Source organism: Pseudomonas sp. Root562, assembly GCF_001427125.1.
In the GTDB taxonomy this organism is placed as follows: Bacteria; Pseudomonadota; Gammaproteobacteria; order Pseudomonadales; family Pseudomonadaceae; genus Aquipseudomonas.
This window is the reverse complement of sequence record NZ_LMGK01000020.1, coordinates 112,880-133,711: the sequence shown is the minus strand read 5'-3', so window position 1 is coordinate 133,711 and position 20,832 is coordinate 112,880. Positions and strand designations below refer to the sequence as shown.

18 protein-coding genes are annotated in these 20,832 nt (G+C 60.0%); 6 read left to right on the top strand and 12 right to left on the bottom strand.

The window, feature by feature from the left end; all coding sequences use genetic code 11:
- Positions 1–121: 121 nt before the first annotated feature.
- The 6 genes from ASD60_RS14345 to ASD60_RS14320 are packed head-to-tail and all read left to right on the top strand — an operon-like array spanning position 122 to position 6,075.
- Positions 122–1,216, top strand: coding sequence for an ABC transporter ATP-binding protein (locus ASD60_RS14345; protein WP_056854630.1), 1,095 nt, complete (start codon positions 122–124; stop codon positions 1,214–1,216).
- A complete protein-coding gene (locus ASD60_RS14340) occupies positions 1,216–2,331 on the top strand; it encodes an ABC transporter ATP-binding protein (protein WP_056854629.1) in 1,116 nt (371 codons plus the stop codon). Before ASD60_RS14345 ends, ASD60_RS14340 begins: the two co-directional genes overlap by 1 nt.
- Positions 2,328–3,194 (top strand): carbohydrate ABC transporter permease, encoded by an 867-nt coding sequence (locus tag ASD60_RS14335; RefSeq protein WP_056854628.1) that lies wholly within the window; start codon positions 2,328–2,330, stop codon positions 3,192–3,194. The genes ASD60_RS14340 and ASD60_RS14335 overlap by 4 nt, the downstream gene beginning before the upstream one ends.
- Before the next feature lie 7 nt (positions 3,195–3,201).
- The gene (locus ASD60_RS14330) at positions 3,202–4,002 is read left to right on the top strand and encodes a carbohydrate ABC transporter permease (RefSeq protein ID WP_056854627.1); all 801 of its coding nucleotides are present in this window, start codon (positions 3,202–3,204) and stop codon (positions 4,000–4,002) included.
- 10 nt (positions 4,003–4,012) lie between these two features.
- Positions 4,013–4,285 (top strand): DUF2160 domain-containing protein, encoded by a 273-nt coding sequence (locus ASD60_RS14325; protein ID WP_056854889.1) that lies wholly within the window; start codon positions 4,013–4,015, stop codon positions 4,283–4,285.
- Positions 4,286–4,332: 47 nt separating this feature from the next.
- A complete protein-coding gene (locus ASD60_RS14320) occupies positions 4,333–6,075 on the top strand; it encodes an ABC transporter substrate-binding protein (protein WP_056854626.1) in 1,743 nt (580 codons plus the stop codon).
- A gap of 87 nt (positions 6,076–6,162) precedes the next feature.
- Here ASD60_RS14320 and ASD60_RS14315 read toward each other — a convergent pair whose 3' ends face one another.
- From ASD60_RS14315 to nuoC, 12 genes are all read right to left on the bottom strand, one after another.
- A complete protein-coding gene (locus ASD60_RS14315) occupies positions 6,163–6,387 on the bottom strand; it encodes a hypothetical protein (protein ID WP_056854625.1) in 225 nt (74 codons plus the stop codon).
- A 622-nt stretch (positions 6,388–7,009) separates the two neighbouring features.
- A complete protein-coding gene (gene nuoN, locus ASD60_RS14310; RefSeq protein ID WP_056854624.1) occupies positions 7,010–8,473 on the bottom strand; it encodes an NADH-quinone oxidoreductase subunit NuoN in 1,464 nt (487 codons plus the stop codon).
- A gap of 7 nt (positions 8,474–8,480) precedes the next feature.
- Positions 8,481–10,013: an NADH-quinone oxidoreductase subunit M gene (gene nuoM / locus ASD60_RS14305; RefSeq protein WP_056854623.1), complete on the bottom strand. Its 1,533-nt coding sequence runs from the start codon at positions 10,011–10,013 to the stop codon at positions 8,481–8,483.
- Between the two features lie 39 nt (positions 10,014–10,052).
- Positions 10,053–11,906, bottom strand: a complete 1,854-nt coding sequence (gene nuoL / locus ASD60_RS14300) for an NADH-quinone oxidoreductase subunit L (protein ID WP_056854622.1) — start codon at positions 11,904–11,906, stop codon at positions 10,053–10,055.
- Positions 11,903–12,211 (bottom strand): NADH-quinone oxidoreductase subunit NuoK, encoded by a 309-nt coding sequence (nuoK, locus tag ASD60_RS14295; RefSeq protein ID WP_007946416.1) that lies wholly within the window; start codon positions 12,209–12,211, stop codon positions 11,903–11,905. Before nuoK ends, nuoL begins: the two co-directional genes overlap by 4 nt.
- A gap of 2 nt (positions 12,212–12,213) precedes the next feature.
- A complete protein-coding gene (nuoJ, locus tag ASD60_RS14290; RefSeq protein ID WP_056854621.1) occupies positions 12,214–12,717 on the bottom strand; it encodes an NADH-quinone oxidoreductase subunit J in 504 nt (167 codons plus the stop codon).
- Between the two features lie 9 nt (positions 12,718–12,726).
- On the bottom strand, positions 12,727–13,272 hold the full coding sequence (nuoI, locus tag ASD60_RS14285; RefSeq protein ID WP_178132024.1) for an NADH-quinone oxidoreductase subunit NuoI: 546 nt from the start codon (positions 13,270–13,272) through the stop codon (positions 12,727–12,729).
- Between the two features lie 12 nt (positions 13,273–13,284).
- A complete protein-coding gene (nuoH, locus tag ASD60_RS14280) occupies positions 13,285–14,292 on the bottom strand; it encodes an NADH-quinone oxidoreductase subunit NuoH (RefSeq protein ID WP_056723843.1) in 1,008 nt (335 codons plus the stop codon).
- Positions 14,289–17,003, bottom strand: coding sequence for an NADH-quinone oxidoreductase subunit NuoG (nuoG, locus tag ASD60_RS14275; protein WP_056854620.1), 2,715 nt, complete (start codon positions 17,001–17,003; stop codon positions 14,289–14,291). The genes nuoH and nuoG overlap by 4 nt, the downstream gene beginning before the upstream one ends.
- A gap of 136 nt (positions 17,004–17,139) precedes the next feature.
- A complete protein-coding gene (nuoF, locus tag ASD60_RS14270; RefSeq protein ID WP_007970446.1) occupies positions 17,140–18,495 on the bottom strand; it encodes an NADH-quinone oxidoreductase subunit NuoF in 1,356 nt (451 codons plus the stop codon).
- On the bottom strand, positions 18,492–18,989 hold the full coding sequence (gene nuoE, locus ASD60_RS14265) for an NADH-quinone oxidoreductase subunit NuoE (RefSeq protein ID WP_008020715.1): 498 nt from the start codon (positions 18,987–18,989) through the stop codon (positions 18,492–18,494). The genes nuoF and nuoE overlap by 4 nt, the downstream gene beginning before the upstream one ends.
- 2 nt (positions 18,990–18,991) lie before the next feature.
- Complete coding sequence (gene nuoC, locus ASD60_RS14260) at positions 18,992–20,776, bottom strand: NADH-quinone oxidoreductase subunit C/D (protein ID WP_056854619.1); 1,785 nt, start codon at positions 20,774–20,776, stop codon at positions 18,992–18,994.
- Positions 20,777–20,832 lie beyond the last annotated feature (56 nt).

Here is a 20,832-nt window from a genome sequence, read left to right as displayed (position 1 = left end):
GAACTTTGGGTTAACGCTTTTTCCATGGTTTTTCAGGTAAATCAACAGGTTGAAATTTCTGGCACGAAAGTCGCTCTAGTGCTCCGGTCGCTTGACTCCAAAAAATAAAAAAGGCCGAGCCATGTCATTAACCCTGGAGCATGTCAGCCGCACCGTCGAGGGCCAGACCTGGATTGACGATGCGTGTCTGCGTTTCGAACCTGGATCCTTCAACGTTTTGCTTGGGCGCACGCTGTCCGGCAAAACCAGTCTCATGCGTCTGATGGCCGGGCTGGACAAGCCGGACACCGGCCGTATCCTGATGAATGGCGTCGATGTCACGCAACGGCCCGTGCGACTGCGCAATGTGTCGATGGTGTATCAGCAGTTCATCAATTACCCGACCATGACCGTCTTTGAGAACATCGCCTCGCCACTGCGTCAGGCCGGTGTATCCAACGAGCTGATCCAGAGCAAAGTGCTGGAAACCGCGAAGATGCTGCGCATCGAGAAGTTTCTGCAGCGCTATCCGCTCGAACTCTCCGGCGGTCAGCAACAACGCACAGCCATGGCTCGGGCGCTGGTCAAGGACGCCGAGCTGATCCTGTTCGATGAGCCGCTGGTCAACCTCGACTACAAACTGCGCGAAGAGCTACGCCAGGAAATGCGCGAGCTGTTCAAGGCGCGCCATACCATTGCGATTTACGCCACCACCGAACCCAACGAAGCCCTGGCATTGGGCGGCACCACGACCATTCTTCATGAAGGCCGGGTGATCCAGAGCGGCAAGTCCTCCGAGGTCTATCACCAGCCGCAGACGGTGCTGGCGGCGGAATTGTTTTCCGAACCGCCGATCAACCTGATGCCGGGCCGCATCGCTGGCAACGAAGTGAGTTTCGCCAATTTCGTGCACTTTCCGTTGAACGTTGACCTGCGCCCGGTGGGCGAGGGCGAGTTTCGCTTCGGCGTTCGTCCCAGCCACATCTCGCTGGTGCCGAGCAACGACGATGACCTCGAACTGGCAGTGACCGTCGAAGTCGCCGAGATCAGCGGCTCGGAAACCTTCCTGCATGTGCGCAACGAACACTTCCTGCTGGTGCTGCACTTGCCCGGTGTTCACGAATACGACGTCGATGCGCCGATCCGCATCTACATTCCGACCCATAAACTGTTTGTGTTCGATGCGCAGGGGCGGCTGGTCCAGGCGCCGGGCCGGCGTGTCGCGAGGGTTGCCTGATGGCCGAAATCCGTTTGCAGAACCTCGCCCACAGCTACACCAAAACCCCGGCTGGGCCGGAAGACTATGCGATCCGGGAAATGGACCACATTTGGGAGCAGGGTGGTGCGTTCGCCTTGCTCGGCCCGTCGGGTTGCGGCAAATCGACGTTGCTCAACATCATTTCCGGGTTGCTCAGCCCGTCACAGGGGCATGTGCTGTTCGACGGCAAAGCGGTCAATGACCTGACCCCGGAAAAGCGCAACATCGCCCAGGTTTTCCAGTTCCCGGTGGTCTACGACACCATGACGGTATTCGACAACCTGGCGTTCCCGTTGCGCAACCAGGGCATGGCAGAGGCGAAAATTCACACCAAGGTGCAGGAAATTGCTGAAGTCCTCGACCTGCAGAACCTGCTGAGCAAAAAAGCCCGCAACCTCACCGCCGACGAGAAACAGAAAGTCTCCATGGGCCGTGGGTTGGTGCGCGACGACGTGTCGGCGATCCTCTTCGATGAACCGCTGACAGTGATCGACCCGCACCTGAAGTGGAAGCTGCGGCGCAAACTCAAGCAGATCCACGAGCAGTTCAACATCACCATGGTCTACGTCACCCACGATCAGCTGGAGGCATCGACCTTCGCCGACAAGATCGCGGTGATGTACGGCGGGCAGATCGTGCAGTTCGGCACTCCAAGGGAATTGTTCGAACGGCCGAGCCACACCTTTGTCGGCTATTTCATCGGCAGTCCAGGCATGAACCTGATCGATGTGCAGCCGCAACCGGGCGGCGTCGGTTTCGCTTCAACGCATTTGCCGCTGTCCGAGGCCATGCAGCAACGCATTGCCGAGTCCGAGTGGAAAACCCTGAAAATCGGCATTCGCCCCGAGTTCGTGCACGTCTGGGACGAGCCTTTTGATGAGGCGATGCGGGCACAGGTCGTACACGTCGAAGACCTCGGCACCTACAAGATCATGACCCTGAACCTCGACGGCGCACCGCTGAAAGTACGCCTGGCCGAAGATAAACCGGTGCCGGAAGGCATGGCCTACATCAGTTTTCCGGCGCAATGGTTGATGGTCTATGCCGACGAATTCCTGCTCGAAGCACAGGCCAACAATGAGGTGCAGCCATGAACAAGGTGCAGAACAACAAGGCCTGGTGGCTGGTGCTGCCGGTGTTCCTGCTGGTGGCGTTCAGTGCGGTGATCCCGATGATGACCGTGGTCAACTATTCGGTGCAGGATATCTTCGATCAATCCAGCCGCTACTTCGTCGGTGCCGACTGGTACAAGCAGGTGCTGCTCGATCCACGACTGCATGATTCGCTGTTGCGTCAGTTCATTTATTCGGCCTGCGTGCTGCTGATCGAAATCCCGCTGGGGATCGCGATTGCACTGACCATGCCGACCAAGGGCCGCTGGTCGTCGGTGGTGCTGATCATCCTGGCGATTCCGCTGCTGATCCCGTGGAACGTGGTCGGCACCATCTGGCAAATCTTTGGCCGGGCCGACATCGGCCTGCTGGGCTCCAGCCTCAACGCCATGGGTATCAGCTACAACTATGCAGCGAACACCATGGACGCCTGGGTCACGGTGCTGGTGATGGACGTCTGGCACTGGACTTCGTTGGTGGCGCTGTTGTGCTTCTCCGGTCTGCGGGCGATTCCGGATGTGTACTACCAGGCTGCGCGAATTGACCGGGCCTCTGCCTGGGCGGTGTTCCGGCACATCCAGTTGCCCAAGCTCAAAAGTGTGTTGCTGATCGCCGTGATGCTGCGCTTCATGGACAGTTTCATGATCTACACCGAGCCGTTCGTACTGACCGGCGGCGGGCCGGGCAATGCCACGACGTTTCTCAGCCAGACCCTGACGCAGATGGCGATCGGGCAGTTCGACCTGGGGCCGGCGGCGGCGTTTTCGTTGGTGTATTTCCTGATCATCCTGTTGGTGTCCTGGCTGTTTTACACCGCCATGACTCACTCTGACGCCAACCGCTGAGGCCATCATGAGCAAGAGAAAGCTGATCCCACTGCTGATCTACATCCTGTTCCTGCTGGTGCCGATCTACTGGCTGCTGAACATGTCGTTCAAGAGCAACACCGAAATCCTCGGCGGGCTGACCCTTTTCCCACAGGACTTTACGCTGGCGAACTACAAGGTGATTTTCACCGACCCGAGTTGGTACACCGGCTACATCAACTCGCTGTATTACGTGAGCCTGAACACGATCATTTCCCTGACCGTGGCTTTGCCGGCGGCGTATGCGTTTTCGCGCTACCGCTTCCTCGGTGACAAGCACCTGTTCTTCTGGTTGCTGACCAACCGTATGGCGCCACCGGCGGTGTTCCTGTTGCCGTTCTTCCAGCTGTATTCGTCGATTGGCCTGTTCGACACGCACATCGCGGTGGCCCTGGCTCACTGTCTGTTCAACGTGCCGCTGGCGGTGTGGATTCTGGAAGGCTTCATGTCTGGCGTGCCGAAGGAAATCGACGAAACCGCCTACATTGACGGCTACAGTTTCCCCAAGTTCTTCGTGAAGATTTTCATCCCGTTGATCGGCTCCGGCATCGGCGTCACGGCGTTTTTCTGCTTCATGTTTTCCTGGGTCGAACTGCTGCTGGCGCGAACCCTCACTTCGGTGAACGCCAAGCCCATCGCGGCAGTCATGACGCGCACGGTTTCGGCGTCGGGTATCGACTGGGGTGTGCTGGCGGCAGCGGGGGTACTGACTATTCTTCCGGGCATGCTGGTGATCTGGTTTGTTCGCAACCACGTGGCCAAGGGCTTTGCCCTGGGCCGGGTATGAGGAACTGATGATGGAATGGATGAGCTGGACCGTCCCGACGGCGGCGTTTTTCGGTGTTATCGGTTTGATCCTGGTGGGTATGACCACTTGGGAATTGCGTTCGCCAAGTGTCCTTCGGCGTGGTTTTTTACCGATTGCCACCACCCGTGGCGATCGTTTGTTTATCGGTCTTCTCGGCAGCGCCTACCTGCATTTGCTGGTAATCGGCGTCACCGACTGGAGCATCTGGGTAGCGTTCGCGTTGTCCCTGGTGTGGCTGTTGGCTGTGATGCGTTGGGGCTAGTCGAATCGCTCGGCAATGTTGCTCCGAAACTTAAACAGGAGGTCTCTATGTTCGACAAAAACAATAAGCTGCGACATAGCATTTCATTGGCAGCCATGCTGGCACTCAGCGGTTTGAGCGCTTCGGCCTGGGCCGATGCCTACGAAGATGCCGCAAAGAAATGGATCGGCAGTGAATTCAAGCCGTCCACCCTGACGGCCGATCAACAACTCGAAGAACTGAAGTGGTTCATCAAGGCCGCGGAGCCGTTTCGCGGGATGAGCATCAAAGTGGTATCGGAAACCATCGCCACTCACGAGTATGAGTCCAAAGTGCTGGCCAAGGCTTTCAGTGAGATCACCGGGATCAAGCTGACCCACGACTTGCTGCAGGAAGGCGACGTGGTGGAAAAGCTGCAGACCCAGATGCAGTCGGACAAGAACATCTATGACGGCTGGGTCAACGACTCGGACTTGATCGGTACGCACTTCCGCTACGGCAAGACTGAATCGATCACCGACCTGATGGCCAACGAAGGCAAGAACTTCACTTCGCCGACCCTGGATATCAAGGACTTCATCGGCATCTCCTTCACCACCGCACCGGACGGCAAAATCTACCAATTGCCTGACCAGCAATTCGCCAACCTGTACTGGTTCCGCGCCGACTGGTTCGAACGTGCGGACCTCAAAGCCAAGTTCAAGGAAAAGTACGGCTACGAATTGGGCGTGCCGGTGAACTGGTCAGCCTATGAAGACATCGCCAAGTTCTTCACTGAAGACGTCAAGGAAATCGACGGCAAACGCGTCTACGGGCACATGGACTACGGCAAGAAAGACCCGTCCCTGGGCTGGCGCTTCACCGATGCCTGGTTCTCCATGGCCGGTGGTGGCGACAAGGGTATTCCGAACGGATTGCCGGTGGACGAGTGGGGTATCCGCGTCGAGAATTGCCATCCGGTCGGTTCCAGCGTGACTCGTGGCGGCGACACCAACGGCCCGGCGGCGGTGTTCGCGACCACCAAATACGTGGACTGGATGAAGAAGTACGCGCCACCGGAAGCGGCGGGCATGACCTTCTCCGAGTCCGGGCCGGTGCCATCCCAAGGCAACATCGCCCAGCAGATTTTCTGGTACACCGCATTTACCGCCGACATGACCAAACCGGGTCTGGCGGTGATGAACGCCGATGGCACGCCGAAATGGCGCATGGCGCCGTCGCCACGCGGACCGTACTGGGAAGAGGGCATGAAGCTGGGCTATCAGGACGTGGGTTCGTGGACGTTCATGAAATCCACGCCTGAGAAGCAAAAACTGGCGGCCTGGCTGTATGCGCAGTTCGTGACTTCGAAAACCGTCTCTCTGAAGAAAACCATCGTCGGCCTGACGCCGATCCGCGAGTCGGACATCAACTCGCAGGCCATGACCGATCTGGCACCGAAACTCGGCGGTCTGGTGGAGTTCTATCGCAGCCCGGCCCGCGTGCAATGGACGCCGACCGGAACCAACGTGCCGGACTATCCGCGTCTCGCACAGTTGTGGTGGAGCCACATTGCTGAAGCCGCCAGCGGCGAGAAAACCCCGCAACAGGCACTCGACGGTCTGGCCAAGGATCAGGACGCCATCATGTCCCGCCTGGAACGCTCGAAAGCCCAAGCCACCTGCGCCCCGAAAATGAACCCCGAGCGCGACGCGCAATACTGGTTCGACCAACCGGGCGCTCCGAAACCGAAACTGGAAAACGAGAAGCCGAAAGGCGAGACCGTGAGCTACGCCGAACTGTTGAAATCATGGGAGGCGGCGCGTAAGTAACATGCCTGGACTGTGAAAGGCGAACGGCACCGTAAGGTGCCGTTTTTGTTGGTGCCTGACCCAGCGCTATCGCCAGCAAGCCGGCTCCTACAGTGTGAACACATAACCTGTGGCGAGGGAGCTTGCTCCCGCTCGGCTGCGCAGCAGACGCCAGATTTTCAGGCCAATGAAGTTCATCAGGTACGCCGGATTTAATGGGATTGGGCCTGCTGCGCAGTCCAGCGGGAGCAATAACACATAACCTGTGGCGAGGGAGCTTGCTCCCGCTCGGCTGCGCAGCAGACGCCAGATTTTCAGGCCAATGAAGTTCATCAGGTACGCCGGATTTAATGGGATTGGGCCTGCTGCGCAGTCCAGCGGGAGCAAGCTCCCTCRCCACAAAAGCGAAGCCTGAAAACTTTTCAGTCTTTAAACCYCMAACGCAAAAACAGCACCCGAAGGTGCMGTTTTTTTGTTGGTGCCTGACCCAGYGCTATCGCCAGCAAGCCGGCTCCTACAGTGTGACCAAAACTCTGTGCACAACACATAACCTGTGGCGAGGGAGCTTGCTCCCGCTCGGCTGCGCAGCAGACGCCAGATTTTCAGGCCAATGAAGTTCATCAGGTACGCCGGATTTAATGGGATTGGGCCTGCTGCGCAGTCCAGCGGGAGCAAGCTCCCTCRCCACAAAAGCGAAGCCTGAAAACTTTTCAGTCTTTAAACCCCGAGGGAGCTTGCTCCCGCTCGGCTGCGCAGCAGACGCCAGATTTTCAGGCCAATGAAGTTCATCAGGTACGCCGGATTTAATGGGATTGGGCCTGCTGCGCAGTCCAGCGGGAGCAAACTCCCCCGCCACAAAAGCGAAGCCTGAAAACTTTTCAGTCTTTAAACCCCCCACGAAAAAACGGCACCCGAAGGTGCCGTTTCTGTTTTCTACCGAGTGTCGCTCAAGCGATCAACCCACCAGCCCCGATTGCTGAACCAGGTTCAGCAGCGGTTGTGGGTAGACGCCGAGGAAGAACGCGACCAGAGCGATGGCCAGCAGCATCACGCCGCCTGCTTTCTGTTCCCAGTGCAGTTGCGCATCGTGGCGACGCAGGTTCGGTTCGATCAGGTACAGGGTGACCATGACACGCAGGTAGTAGAACACGCCGATGGCGCTGCCCAGTACCAGCGAGCCAACCAGCCACCATTGATGCGACTCGACGCCAGTAGCGATGATGTAGAACTTGCCGATGAAGCCCGCGGTCAGCGGAATACCGGCCAGGGACAGCATCATCACGGTCAGTACGGCGGTCAGGTACGGACGACGCCAGAACAGGCCGCGGTATTCGTACAGGGCGTCGGCGTCACGGCCGTTGTACGGCGAGGACATCAGGGTGATCACGCCGAAGGCGCCGAGGCTGGTGATCACGTAGGTGACCAGGTACACGCCGATGGCTTCCACGGCCAGGCCTTTGCTCGCCACCAGGGCGATCAGCAGGTAACCGAAGTGAGCGATGGACGAGTAACCCAGCAGACGCTTGAGGTTGCTCTGGGTCAGTGCCAGCAGGTTACCGAACAGGATCGACGCGATGGCGATGATGGTCAGCACATCGCTCAGGATGCCGCTGCTTGCCGCTGGCGAGATCTGGAACAGACGCACCATCACCGCGAACACGGCAACCTTGGAAGCGGTAGCGAGGAACGCTGCGACCGGCGCCGGAGCACCTTCGTAAACGTCCGGAGTCCAGAGGTGGAACGGGACCAGCGACAGCTTGAATGCCAGGCCGATCAGCATCATGCCCAGGCCCAGTTGTGCCAGCGAGCTTGGCAGACCGGTAGCCGCCAATGCCTGACCGATGCCGACGAAGCTCAGGGAACCCGAGTCTGCGTACAGCAGCGCCATACCGAACAACAGGAATGCAGAACCGGCGGCCGACAGCACCATGTACTTGATGCCGGCTTCCAGCGAGCGCTTGTTGAAGAAGGCATAGGCCACCAGACCATAGACCGGCACCGACAGCAGTTCCAGGCCGATGAACAACCCGGCCAGGTGCTGCGCGCTGACCAGAACCAGGCCACCGGCGGCAGCCATCAGGATCAGCAGGTACAGTTCTTCACGGTTGCCCGGGTAACCCGAACCGCCATCGCCGAGGTAGGCGTGGGCGAGGGTGACACAGGCGAGGGTGGCGACCAGGATCAGCGCCATGTACAGGCAGGCGAAGGTGTCGATTTGCAGCAATGGGGTCACGGCCAGAGGCGCAACCTTCAGAGCCGGCAGGATCGATAGCAAAGCCAGGTTCAGACCCGCCACGGAAATCAGGAAGGTCTGCGAGTGGTTGCGGCGCCAGGCGATCGCCAGCATCACCACGATGATCGTGGCGCTGGTGATCAACAACGGCGCAAGCGCGATAAAGTGTTGAGTCGTGAATTCCATAGCGCTCTTACCGGGCCGAAGCGAGTTGAGTGAAGGCGGTGCCGAGCCATTGCTGCACGCCATGCATCGTAGCGGCAGAGGTATCGAGGAACGGTTGTGGGTACACGCCGAGGTAGATCAGCAGTGCAGCCAGACCGACCACCATGATCAGTTCGCGACCGTCCATGCCATGCAGTACCGCGTCCGATTTGGCCGGACCGAAGTACGCACGGTGGATCATGATCAGCGAGTAGACCGAACCGAACACCAGACCGGTGGTGGCGATGATGGTTACCCATGGAGCGATCGGGAAACTGCCGATCAGGATCAGGAACTCACCGACGAAGTTACCGGTACCCGGCAGACCCAACGACGCTGCTGCAAAGAACAGGCTGAGGGCCGGCAGGTAAGCGATCTTCGACCACAGGCCACCCATTTCACGCATGTCGCGGGTGTGGGTGCGTTCGTACAGTTGGCCACTCAGGATAAAGAGTGCCGCGGCCGACAGACCGTGCGCCAGCATCTGCATCACTGCACCTTGCAGTGCCAGTTGGCTGCCGGAGTAGATGCCGATCAGTACGAAGCCCATGTGGGAAACGGACGAGAAGGCGATCAGGCGCTTGATGTCGGTTTGTGCGAAAGCCAGGAACGCGCCGTAGAAAATCCCGATCAGACCCAGGGTCATGGCGATCGGCGCGAACTCGGCCGAGGCATTCGGGAACAGCGGCAGGGCGAAACGCAACAGGCCGTAGGCAGCGGTCTTCAGCAAGATACCGGCGAGGTCGACAGAACCTGCGGTCGGTGCCTGGGCGTGAGCATCAGGCAGCCAGGAGTGGAACGGTACGACTGGTAGCTTGACCGCGAAGGCGATGAAGAAGCCGAGCATCAGGATGTACTCGGTGGTCATCGACATCTTGGTTTTCAACAGGTCGGCGTAGTTAAAAGTAATCACGCCGGTTTCGTTGAAGTTGACCAGCACCAGGCCGAGGATCGCCACCAACATGATCAGGCCGGAAGCCTGAGTGAAGATGAAGAACTTGGTCGCCGCGTAGATCCGGGTTTTCTTGCCGTCCGAAGAACTGTGACCCCAGAGCGCGATGAGGAAGTACATCGGCACCAGCATCATTTCCCAGAAGAAGAAGAACATGAACAGGTCGAGGGCGAGGAACACGCCGACGACACCGCCCAGGATCCACATCAGGTTCAGGTGGAAAAAGCCAACGTGACGCTGGATCTCTTTCCACGAGCAGAGTACCGAAAGTACACCCAGCAGACCGGTCAGCATGATCATCAACAGCGACAGGCCATCGAGGGCCAGGTGCACGTTGATGCCAAACCGCTGGATCCAGACGTGCTTGAACTCAAGCGCCCAGGTCGGGTCGGCGCCAGGCGCCGGGGCAAATGAATAATCACCGTTGGCCCACAGCCAGAGGCCGAGGCAAAGCAACAGGGACATGGTGATCAGCGCAATCCAGCGGGGGAGGGTGGCGCCGAAGCGCTCACCCATCCAGCACAGCAGGCCGCCGATGAAGGGGATCAGGATTAGCCAAGGCAGAATCATGACGGGCTCGTTTCCTTTCGCAAATTCGCAAGGTTCATATCAGACCGCTACCAGCACGACGGCGCCAATAACCAGCACGGCACCAGCAGCCATCGAGGCGGCATACCAACGCAGTTGACCGGTCTCGGTACGGCTCAGGGCGGTGTGACCGCCTTTGGCCATGCGCGGGATCAAACCGATGGTCTGATCGAGCGGGTCTTTGCGCAGGATGTGGCTGATCGCCAGGTAAGGCTTGACGAACAGTTTGTCGTAGATCCAGTCGAAGCCCCAGGCAGCGAACCACCAGGCCGAAAGGAAACGGCCGATGCCGCTGTTGGCGATGGCGGTGACGAAGCGACGCTTGCCGAGGAACAGCAGCGCGGCCAGCAGGATACCGGCCAGGGCGATGGCGCCCGAAGCGATTTCCAGGCTGTGCTTGGCTTCGCCGCCGGCATGGCCGACGCTTTGCGGCAGCACGCCGTGCAGCGGTGGAACGATCATTGCGCCGATGAAAGTCGACAGTACGATCAGAACCGACAGTGGCAGCCAGTGGGCAATGCCGTGACCGGCGTGGGCTTCGGTCTTCGCTTCACCGTGGAACGCGATGAAGATCAGGCGGAAGGTGTACAACGAGGTCATGAACGCGCCGACCAGACCTGCATACAGTAGACCTTCGTTACCGCTGGCGAACGCTTCCCAGAGGATTTCGTCCTTGGAGTAGAAGCCCGCGGTGACCAGAGGCAGGGCCGCCAGGGCCGCGCCGCCGACGATGAAGCTGGCGTAGGCCAGTGGCAGCTTCTTCCACAGACCACCCATCTTGAAGATGTTCTGCTCGTGGTGGCAGGCAACGATCACCGCACCGGAAGCAAGGAACAGCAGGGCCTTGAAGAAGGCGTGGGTCATCAGGTGGAAGATCGCGCCATCCCAGGCGCCGACACCCAGGGCAAGGAACATGTAGCCGATCTGGCTCATGGTCGAGTAGGCGAGGATACGCTTGATGTCGGTCTGGACCAGGGCTGCGAAGCCAGCCAGAACCAGGGTCACGCCACCAACGATGCCCACCAGGTGCAGGATTTCCGGCGCCAGGGTGAACAGGCCGTGGGTACGGGCAATCAGGTAAACGCCCGCGGTCACCATGGTGGCAGCGTGGATCAGTGCCGAAACCGGGGTAGGACCGGCCATCGCGTCCGCCAGCCAGGTTTGCAGCGGCAGTTGCGCGGATTTACCGACAGCGCCACCGAGCAGCATCAGGGTGGCCATGACCATCCAGAAGTCGCCGGCCTGGAATTTCTGCGGTGCCAGCACCAGCAGTTCCTGGACGTTCAGCGTGCCCAGTTGGGCAAACAGAATGAACAGGCCGATGGCCATGAACACGTCACCGATTCGGGTCACGATGAAGGCTTTGAGTGCAGCGTTACCGTTGTTGCGGTTGCTGTAGTAGAAACCGATCAACAAGTACGAGCACAGGCCCACGCCTTCCCAACCGAAGTACAGGAACAACAGGTTATCGCCCAGCACCAGGAACAGCATGCTGGCGATAAACAGGTTGGTGTAGGCGAAGAAGCGCGAGTAACCGGCTTCACCGCGCATGTACCAGGATGCGAACAGGTGGATCAGGAAGCCGACGCCGACAACCACGCCGAGCATGGTCACGGACAGGCCGTCCAGATACAGCGCGAAGTTCGGCGTGAAGCCTTCCACCGCCATCCACTGCCACAACACCTGGGTGTAATGGCCGCCTTCTGGCGGGGCGACGTTGAATTGCCAGATCACGTAGGCGGTAACGATTGCCGACAGACCGATGGAACCCACGCCGATCAGCGCGGCCAGGTTTTCCGAGAGGCGTCCACGGGAGAACGACAGCAGCAGAAAACCAATGAGAGGGAATACGAAAGTCAGAAAGAGTAGGTTCATCCGCGCATCTCACTGGCAGCGTCGATATCGAGCGTGTGGAAGCGGCGATACAGTTGCAACAGGATCGCCAGGCCAATACTGGCCTCGGCGGCTGCCAGGCTGATCACCAGGATGAACATGATCTGTCCATCCGGCTGCGCCCAGCGGCTACCGGCAACGATGAACGCCAGTGCAGAGGCGTTCATCATCACTTCAAGACTCATCAACACGAACAAAATGTTGCGACGGACCATCAGGCCGACCAGGCCGAGGCAGAACAGGATGCCGGCGACCGCCAGACCATGCTCCATGGGGATAGCAGGCATCGTCATTGCTCCTTGGCTTCGTTGCGGCCCAAGTGGAACGCCGTGACGGCTGCGGCGAGCAGCAGCATCGAGGCGAGTTCGACCACCAGCAGGTAAGGACCGAACAGGCTGATGCCCACGGCCTTGGCGTCTACGGTGGTGTGGCCGATGGCTTCACCGCTCTGGTGGGAGAACAGCACGTACAGCAGTTCAACCAGCAGCAGCGCGGCGAGGGCGACGGGGCCGCCCCAGATACCGGGCTTGAGCCAGACGCGCTCTTGCTGAACCGAGGCCGGGCCAAGGTTCAGCATCATCACCACGAACACGAACAGCACCATGATGGCGCCAGCGTAGGCGATCACTTCCAGGACACCGGCAAACGGTGCGCCGAGGGCGAAGAACGTCATGGCCACGGCGATCAGCGAAATGATCAGGTAGAGCAGGGCGTGCACAGGGTTGGTGTTGGTGATCACGCGGAGCGTGGACACCACAGCGATACCCGATGCGAAATAGAAAGCGAATTCCATCTTTCTTCCTTAAGGCAGCAAGCTCTTCACGTTGATCGGTTCGGCTTCATTCTGCGCGGAGCCTTTCGGCTTCCCGGCAATCGCCATACCTGCAACACGATAGAAGTTGTAATCAGGGTTTTTGCCGGGGCCGGAGATCAGCAGATCTTCTTTCTCGTAAACCAGGTCCTGACGTTTGAACTCGGCCATTTCGAAATCCGGCGTGAGCTGGATCGCGGTGGTCGGGCAGGCTTCCTCGCAGAGGCCGCAGAAAATGCAGCGCGAGAAGTTGATGCGGAAGAAGTCCGGGTACCAGCGACCGTCTTCGGTTTCAGCTTTCTGCAGCGAGATGCAGCCGACCGGGCACGCCACGGCGCACAGGTTGCAGGCTACACAACGCTCTTCACCGTCGGGGTCGCGGGTCAGGACGATTCGGCCACGGTAGCGCGGCGGCAGGTAGACCGGTTCTTCCGGGTACTGCAGCGTGTCGCGCTTGCGAAAGGCGTGGCCGAAGATCATCACCAGGCTGCGAAGCTGGGTGTAGAGGCCATGCACGATGTCAAATATGTACTTCATGATTCTCTATCCTCACTGAGCCGCGACGGCGGGCGTGTTGAGCAACACGATCGCAGCGGTCACCAGCATGTTGACGAGGGTCAGCGGCAAGCAGAACTTCCAGCTGAAATCCATCACTTGGTCATACCGTGGGCGCGGAATCGAAGCGCGCAACAGGATGAAGATCATGATGAAGAACGCGGTTTTCAGTGCAAACCAGATGAACGGGATCTGCGGCAGAATGCCGAACGGACCGTGCCAGCCACCGAAGAACAGGGTCACCAGCAGCGCCGAGATCAGCACGATGCCGATGTACTCGCCGACGAAGAACATGCCCCATTTCATGCCGGCGTATTCAATGTGGTAACCGTCGGCCAGTTCCTGCTCCGCTTCCGGCTGGTCGAACGGGTGACGGTGAGTCACGGCCACGCCAGCGATGAAGAAGGTCAGGAAACCGAAGATCTGCGGAATGATGAACCACAGGTTCTGCGCTTGATATTCAACGATGTCGCGCATGTTGAACGAGCCGACCTGGATCACGATACCCATCAGCGACAGGCCCATGAACACTTCGTACGACACGGTCTGGGCCGAGGCACGCAAGCTGCCCAACAGGGCGAACTTGTTGTTGCTCGACCAGCCGGCGAACAGCACCGCATAGACCGACAGGCCAGCCATGGCGAAGAAGAACAGGATGCCGATGTTGATGTCCGCCACGCCCCAGGTCGGGGTGATCGGGATGATCGCGAAGGCAATCAGCAGGGCGCTCATGGCGACTACCGGGGCCAGGGTGAAGATCATCTTGTCGGCGAATGGAGGCGTCCAGTCTTCCTTGAAGAACATCTTGATCATGTCGGCGGCGATCTGGAACGCGCCGAACGGACCGACGCGGTTCGGACCGTAACGGTCTTGCCAGAGGGCGAGCAAGCGACGCTCGACCCAGCTCAGCAGTGCGCCGCAAACCACCACGGCGAGCAGGATCACCACGGCCTTGAGGACCGCGATGATCACGTCGATCACTTCAGGAGTGAACAAGGTCATTGCGCTGCCTCCTGCAGACCGTCAACGGATTTGCCAAAGATCGCTGGCGGAATGCCGGCGATGCCCGCAGGCAATGCAACCAGACCAGCGCCCAGCTCTTCATTGATGCGCAGCGGCAGACGCAAGGTCTGGCCCGCCACGTTCAGGCTCAGCATGGCACCGTCGTTGACACCCAGGCGGTCGGCTTCGGACTTGGCCAGTGCAACGTAGGCTGCTGGAATACGTTCCTGAACCGGCGCGGCTTTCGAAGAGTTTTCTTCGCTGCCGAACAGGTGGAAGAACGGTACAACCTGCCAGGTACCCTGGGCCGGGTTGAAGGCGCGCGGAACACTGGCGAACCAGTTCAGCGAGTCACCGGTGCTTTCGATCAGGCGGGTGCCCGGGTCGCCAGCGCGGATGTGACCACCGACTTCGTCCTGGAACTTGTTCCAGGCCTGCGGCGAGTTCCAGCCCGGAGACCAGGCGAACGGCACTTGCTGACGCGGTTCGGCGGAGCCCGAGTAACCTTCCATCGAGAAGGCGAATGCGGTGTCCTTGTCCTGCGGGGTACGCGGTTCGTGCACGCTGATGTCGGCGCGCATGGCGGTACGACCGGAGTAACGCAGCGGTTCACGGGCCAGTTTCATGCCCTTGATGCGGAACGCGGCGGACGGTGCGGCGTCGACGATGCGGTTCAGGATCGAAGTGCTGGAAGCGACAGCGGCGGTGACGTGGTCCAGTTGGGTCCAGTCGATCGGCTGGTTCAGCAGGGTCGCGCGCAGGGCATGCAGCCAGCGCCAGCCTTCGTGAACCAGGATGCTCGCGTCCATGTACTTCGGATCGAAGACCTGGAAGAAGCGCTGGGCGCGGCCTTCCTGGCTGACCAGGGTACCGTCGCCTTCAGCGAAGCTGGCGGCTGGCAGCACCAGGTGCGCGCGATCGCTGGTGGCGGTCTTCTGATGGTCGGCAACGATGACCACTTTCGCGGCAGTCAGCGCGGCATCGACACGGGCCTTGTCGGTACGGGTGTACAGATCGTTTTCCAGCACGACGATGGCGTCGGCCTTGCCATCGATCACCGCTTGCAGCGCGGCGTCGACCGATTCGCCACCGAGCATGGCCAGGCCGAGGCTGTTGGCTTCAGGCACGATCAGGCTGATGGAACCGTTCTTCTCACGCAGCTTCAAGGCCTTGGCGATGTTCGCGGCGGCTTCGATCAGGGCTTTGGAGCCCAGGGAAGTACCGGCGATGATCAGCGGGCGCTTGGCCGCGAGCAGGGCATCGGCGATGCGCTGGGCCAGTTCGAGCGCTTCAGCGTCCAGGCCTTCAACGGCTGGAGCGCTGGTGTCGAGGGCGTGAGCCACGGCGAAACCGATACGGGCCAGATCGTCCGGAGCGGCGTGAACGCACTCTTCGGCGATGTCGTCGAGCTTGGTTTCAGCCAGGCTGGCGATGAACAGCGGGTTCAGCGCGTGCTGGCCGATGTTCTTCACGGCGGCGTCGAGCCAAGGCTGAACGCGCATGGCGTCGGCCATGTCTTCGGCCTTGCCTTTGACCGACTGACGCAGCGACAGCGCAACACGGGCGGCAGTCTGGGTCAGGTCTTCACCGAGGACGAAAATCGCATCGTGGTCTTCGATGTCACGCATGTTCGGCACTGGCAACGGACTGTCTTTCAGCACTTGCAGGACCAGACGGATGCGCTCCAGTTCGCCGGCTTCGATACCCGAATAGAAGTGCTCGGCACCGACCAGTTCGCGCAACGCGTAGTTGCTTTCGAGGCTGGCGCGAGGCGAGCCGATACCGACGATGTTGCGACCGCGCAGCAGGTCGGCGGCTTTATCCAGCGCTTCGTCGAGGCTCAGTTTGGTGCCGTTGGCCAGCAGTGGCTGACGTGGGCGGTCTTCGCGGTTGACGTAGCCATAGCCGAAACGGCCACGGTCGCACAGGAAGTACTGGTTCACCGAACCGTTGTAACGGTTTTCGATGCGACGCAGTTCACCGTAACGCTCGCCCGGGGAAATGTTGCAACCGCTGGAGCAGCCATGACAGATGCTCGGCGAGAACTGCATGTCCCATTTACGGTTGTAGCGCTCGGAGTGAGTCTTGTCGGTGAACACACCGGTCGGGCAGACCTCGGTGAGGTTGCCGGAGAACTCGCTTTCCAGGGTGCCGTCTTCAACGCGACCGAAGTAAACGTTGTCGTGGGCGCCGAATACACCGAGGTCGGTGCCGCCGGCGTAGTCCTTGTAGAAGCGCACGCAGCGGTAGCAAGCGATGCAGCGGTTCATTTCGTGGGAAATGAACGGGCCCAGTTGCTGGTTCTGGTGGGTACGCTTGGTGAAGCGGTAACGGCGCTCGTTGTGGCCGGTCATTACCGTCATGTCTTGCAGGTGGCAGTGACCGCCTTCTTCACAGACCGGGCAGTCGTGAGGGTGGTTGGTCATCAGCCATTCGACAACACTGGCGCGGAACGCCTTGGACTCTTCATCTTCGATGGAGATCCAGGTGTTGTCGGTGGCAGGGGTCATGCAGGACATGACGATACGACCACGGGTGTCGTTCTCGTCGGTGTACTGCTTGACCGCGCACTGGCGGCAAGCGCCAACGCTGCCGAGGGCAGGGTGCCAGCAGAAATAAGGGATATCGAGGCCTAGCGACAGACATGCCTGTAACAGGTTGTCTGCCCCATCGACTTCGAGCTCTTTGCCGTCTACGTGGATAGTGGCCATGGTTCAAAGTTCTTCGTTGGCCCGGTGTCAGCGGGCGTGGCTAATGGAATCTTGTTGTCCGCGTGAATCAACACAGCCGCTTACGGCGTCATCACACGAAAAGCGAAGGGCACGGACCCTTCGCTTCTTTAAGCGTTTACGCGCCGACTACGATCGGCCTTGCCAGAGGCGGGACGGCGGCGCTGACAGGCGCGATACCGGCTTCGAACTCATGGCGGAAGTATTTGATTGCGCTGCCCAACGGCTCCACGGCGCCCGGTGCGTGAGCACAGAACGTCTTGCCCGGGCCGAGGAAACCGACCAGACCCAGCAGGGTCTCGATGTCGCCTGGCTGGCCTTCGCCGTTCTCGATGGCCATCAGGAGCTTGACGCTCCAAGGCAAACCATCCCGGCAAGGGGTGCAGAAACCGCAGGATTCGCGAGCGAAGAACTGCTCCATGTTGCGCAGCAGGGACACCATGTTGACGCTGTCGTCCACCGCCATGGCCAGGCCGGTACCCATACGGGTGCCCACTTTGGCGATGCCGCCGGCGTACATTTGGGCGTCCAGGTGTTCCGGCAACAGGAAGCCGGTACCGGCGCCGCCTGGCTGCCAGCACTTGAGCTTGTAACCGTCGCGCATGCCGCCGGCGTAGTCTTCGAACAGCTCGCGACCGGTGACGCCGAACGGCAATTCCCACAGGCCCGGGTTCTTGACCTTGCCGGAGAAGCCCATGAGCTTGGTGCCCATGTCTTCACTGCCTTCGCGAGCCAACGATTTGTACCAGTCCACGCCATCGGCAATGATTGCCGGCACGTTGCACAGGGTCTCGACGTTATTCACGCAAGTCGGCTTGCCCCACACGCCAACGGCGGCAGGGAAGGGCGGCTTGGAGCGCGGGTTGGCGCGGCGGCCTTCCAGGGAGTTGATCAGTGCGGTTTCTTCACCGCAGATATAACGCCCGGCACCGGTGTGGACGAACAGTTCGAAATCAAAACCCGAACCCAGAATGTTCTTGCCCAGCAGGCCCGCTGCCTTGGCTTCTTCCACGGCACGGTTCAGGTGCTTGGCGGCAGTGGTGTATTCGCCACGCAGGAAGATGTATCCGCGGTAGGTTTTCAGTGCGCGGGCACTGATCAGCATGCCTTCGATCAGCAGATGGGGCAGTTGCTCCATCAGCATGCGGTCTTTCCAGGTGTTGGGCTCCATTTCATCCGCGTTGCACAGCAGGTAGCGGATGTTGATGGATTCGTCCTTGGGCATCAGGCCCCACTTCACGCCAGTGGGGAAGCCTGCACCGCCGCGACCCTTGAGGCCGGAATCTTTCACGGTCTGGACGATGTCGTCCTGAGCCATGTCGGCGAAGGCCTTGCGCGCAGCGGCGTAGCCGTTCTTGGCCTGGTACTCGTCGAGCCATACGGCTTCGCCGTCGTCACGCAGACGCCAGGTGAGCGGGTGAGTCTCGGCCGAACGCTTGATGCGGTTGGCCGGGCCGAAAGAAGTCAGGGTCATACGTAGCCCTCGAGCAATTTGGCAACGCCTGCTGGCTGCACATCACCGAACGTGTCGTCGTCGATCATCAACGCCGGCGCCTTGTCGCAGTTGCCGAGGCAGCAGACCGGCAGCAGGGTGAAACGACCGTCGGCGGTGGTTTGACCCAGGCCGATGCCGAGCTTGCTCTGGATTTCGCTGACCACCGACTCGTGGCCACCGATGTAGCAGACCATGCTGTCGCAGACGCGAATGATGTGACGGCCCACCGGCTGACGGAAGATCTGGCTATAGAACGTCGCCACGCCTTCAACGTCGCTCGCCGGGATACCGAGGATCTCGCCAATGGCGTACAGAGCGCCGTCCGGCACCCAGCCACGCTCCTTCTGGACGATCTTCAGGGCTTCGATCGACGCCGCGCGCGGGTCTTCGTAGTGATGCAACTCGTGCTCGATGGCCGAGCGCTCGGTTTCACTCAAGGTGAAACGGTCTGTCTGGATAAGCGTGCTGTTCATGCTTAGCGGTCCACGTCGGCCATAACGAAATCGATACTACCCAGGTACGCGATCAAGTCCGCGACCATGCTGCCTTTGATCACCGAAGGGATCTGCTGCAGGTGCGGGAAGCTTGGGGTACGAATCCGGGTGCGGTAGCTCATGGTGCCGCCATCGCTCGTCAGGTAATAACTGTTGATGCCCTTGGTCGCTTCGATCATCTGGAAGGATTCGTTGGCCGGCATGACCGGGCCCCACGAAACTTGCAGGAAGTGCGTGATCAGGGTTTCGATGTGCTGCAGGGTGCGCTCTTTCGGCGGCGGCGTGGTCAGCGGGTGATCCGCCTTGTACGGGCCTTCCGGCATGTTGCGCATGCACTGCTCGATGATCTTGATGCTCTGGCGCATTTCTTCGACGCGCACGATGCAGCGGTCGTAGGCATCGCCATTGGCAGCCAGCGGCACTTCGAATTCGAAGTTCTCGTAACCCGAGTACGGACGCGCTTTACGCAGGTCGAAGTCGCACCCGGTGGCACGCAGGCCGGCACCGGTGACGCCCCATTCCAGGGCTTGTTTGGTGTTGTAGTCGGCGACGCCGATGGTCCGGCCACGCAGGATGCTGTTGTCCAGTGCGGCTTTCTGGTATTCGTCCAGACGCTTGGGCATCCACTCGACGAAATCCTTCACCAGTTTTTCCCAGCCGCGCGGCAGGTCGTGGGCGACGCCACCGATGCGGTACCAGGCCGGGTGCAGACGGAAACCGGTGATGGCTTCGATCACCGTGTACGCCTTCTGGCGGTCGGTGAAGGTGAAGAACACCGGGGTCATGGCGCCGACGTCCTGGATGTAGGTACCCAGGAACAGCAGGTGGCTGGTGATCCGGAAGAACTCGGCCATCATGATGCGGATGACGTCGACTTTCTCCGGCACCTTGATGCCGGCCAGCTTCTCGACCGAGAGCACGTACGGCAGGTTGTTCATCACGCCGCCGAGGTAGTCGATACGGTCGGTGTACGGGATGAAGCTGTGCCAGGACTGACGCTCGGCCATTTTTTCGGCGCCACGGTGGTGGTAACCGATGTCCGGAACGCAATCGACGATTTCTTCACCGTCCAGCTGCAGGATGATGCGGAACGCACCGTGCGCCGAAGGGTGGTTCGGACCGAGGTTGAGGAACATGTAGTCCTCGTTCGGGCCGGAACGTTTCATGCCCCAGTCTTCTGGCTTGAAGCGCGCGGCTTCTTCCTCGAGCTGTTGCTTGGCCAGGGTCAGGCTGAACGGATCGAATTCGGTGGCGCGCGCCGGGAAGTCCTTGCGCAGCGGGTGACCTTCCCAGGTCGGCGGCATCATGATGCGCGACAGGTGAGGGTGGCCTTTGAAGTCGATGCCGTACATGTCCCAGACTTCACGCTCGTACCAGTTGGCGTTCGGCCAGATGCTGGTGACGGTCGGCAAGCTGAGGTCGCTCTCGGACAAGGCGACCTTGATCATCACGTCACTATTACGTTCGATCGACAGCAAGTGGTAGAACACGGAGAAATCGGCGCCGCTTGGCAACCCTTGACGCTTGGTGCGCAGACGCTCGTCCACGCCGTGCAGGTCATAAAGCATGACGTACGGCTTGGGCAGGTTACGCAGGAACGTCAGGACTTCGACGAGTTTGGCGCGGGCAACCCAAAGCACCGGCATGCCGGTGCGGGTAGGCTGGGCGGTGAACGCCTCCGGGCCAAAACGGTTGTTCAGTTCGACGACCACATCCTGGTCGTCTGCCTTGTAAGGCGGGATGTACAGAGCACTGCCTGTAGTCATGGTTATTTATCGCTTTCGGTCAACGTAAAGAATGAAGCCAGTTTCTCGTTCTATAA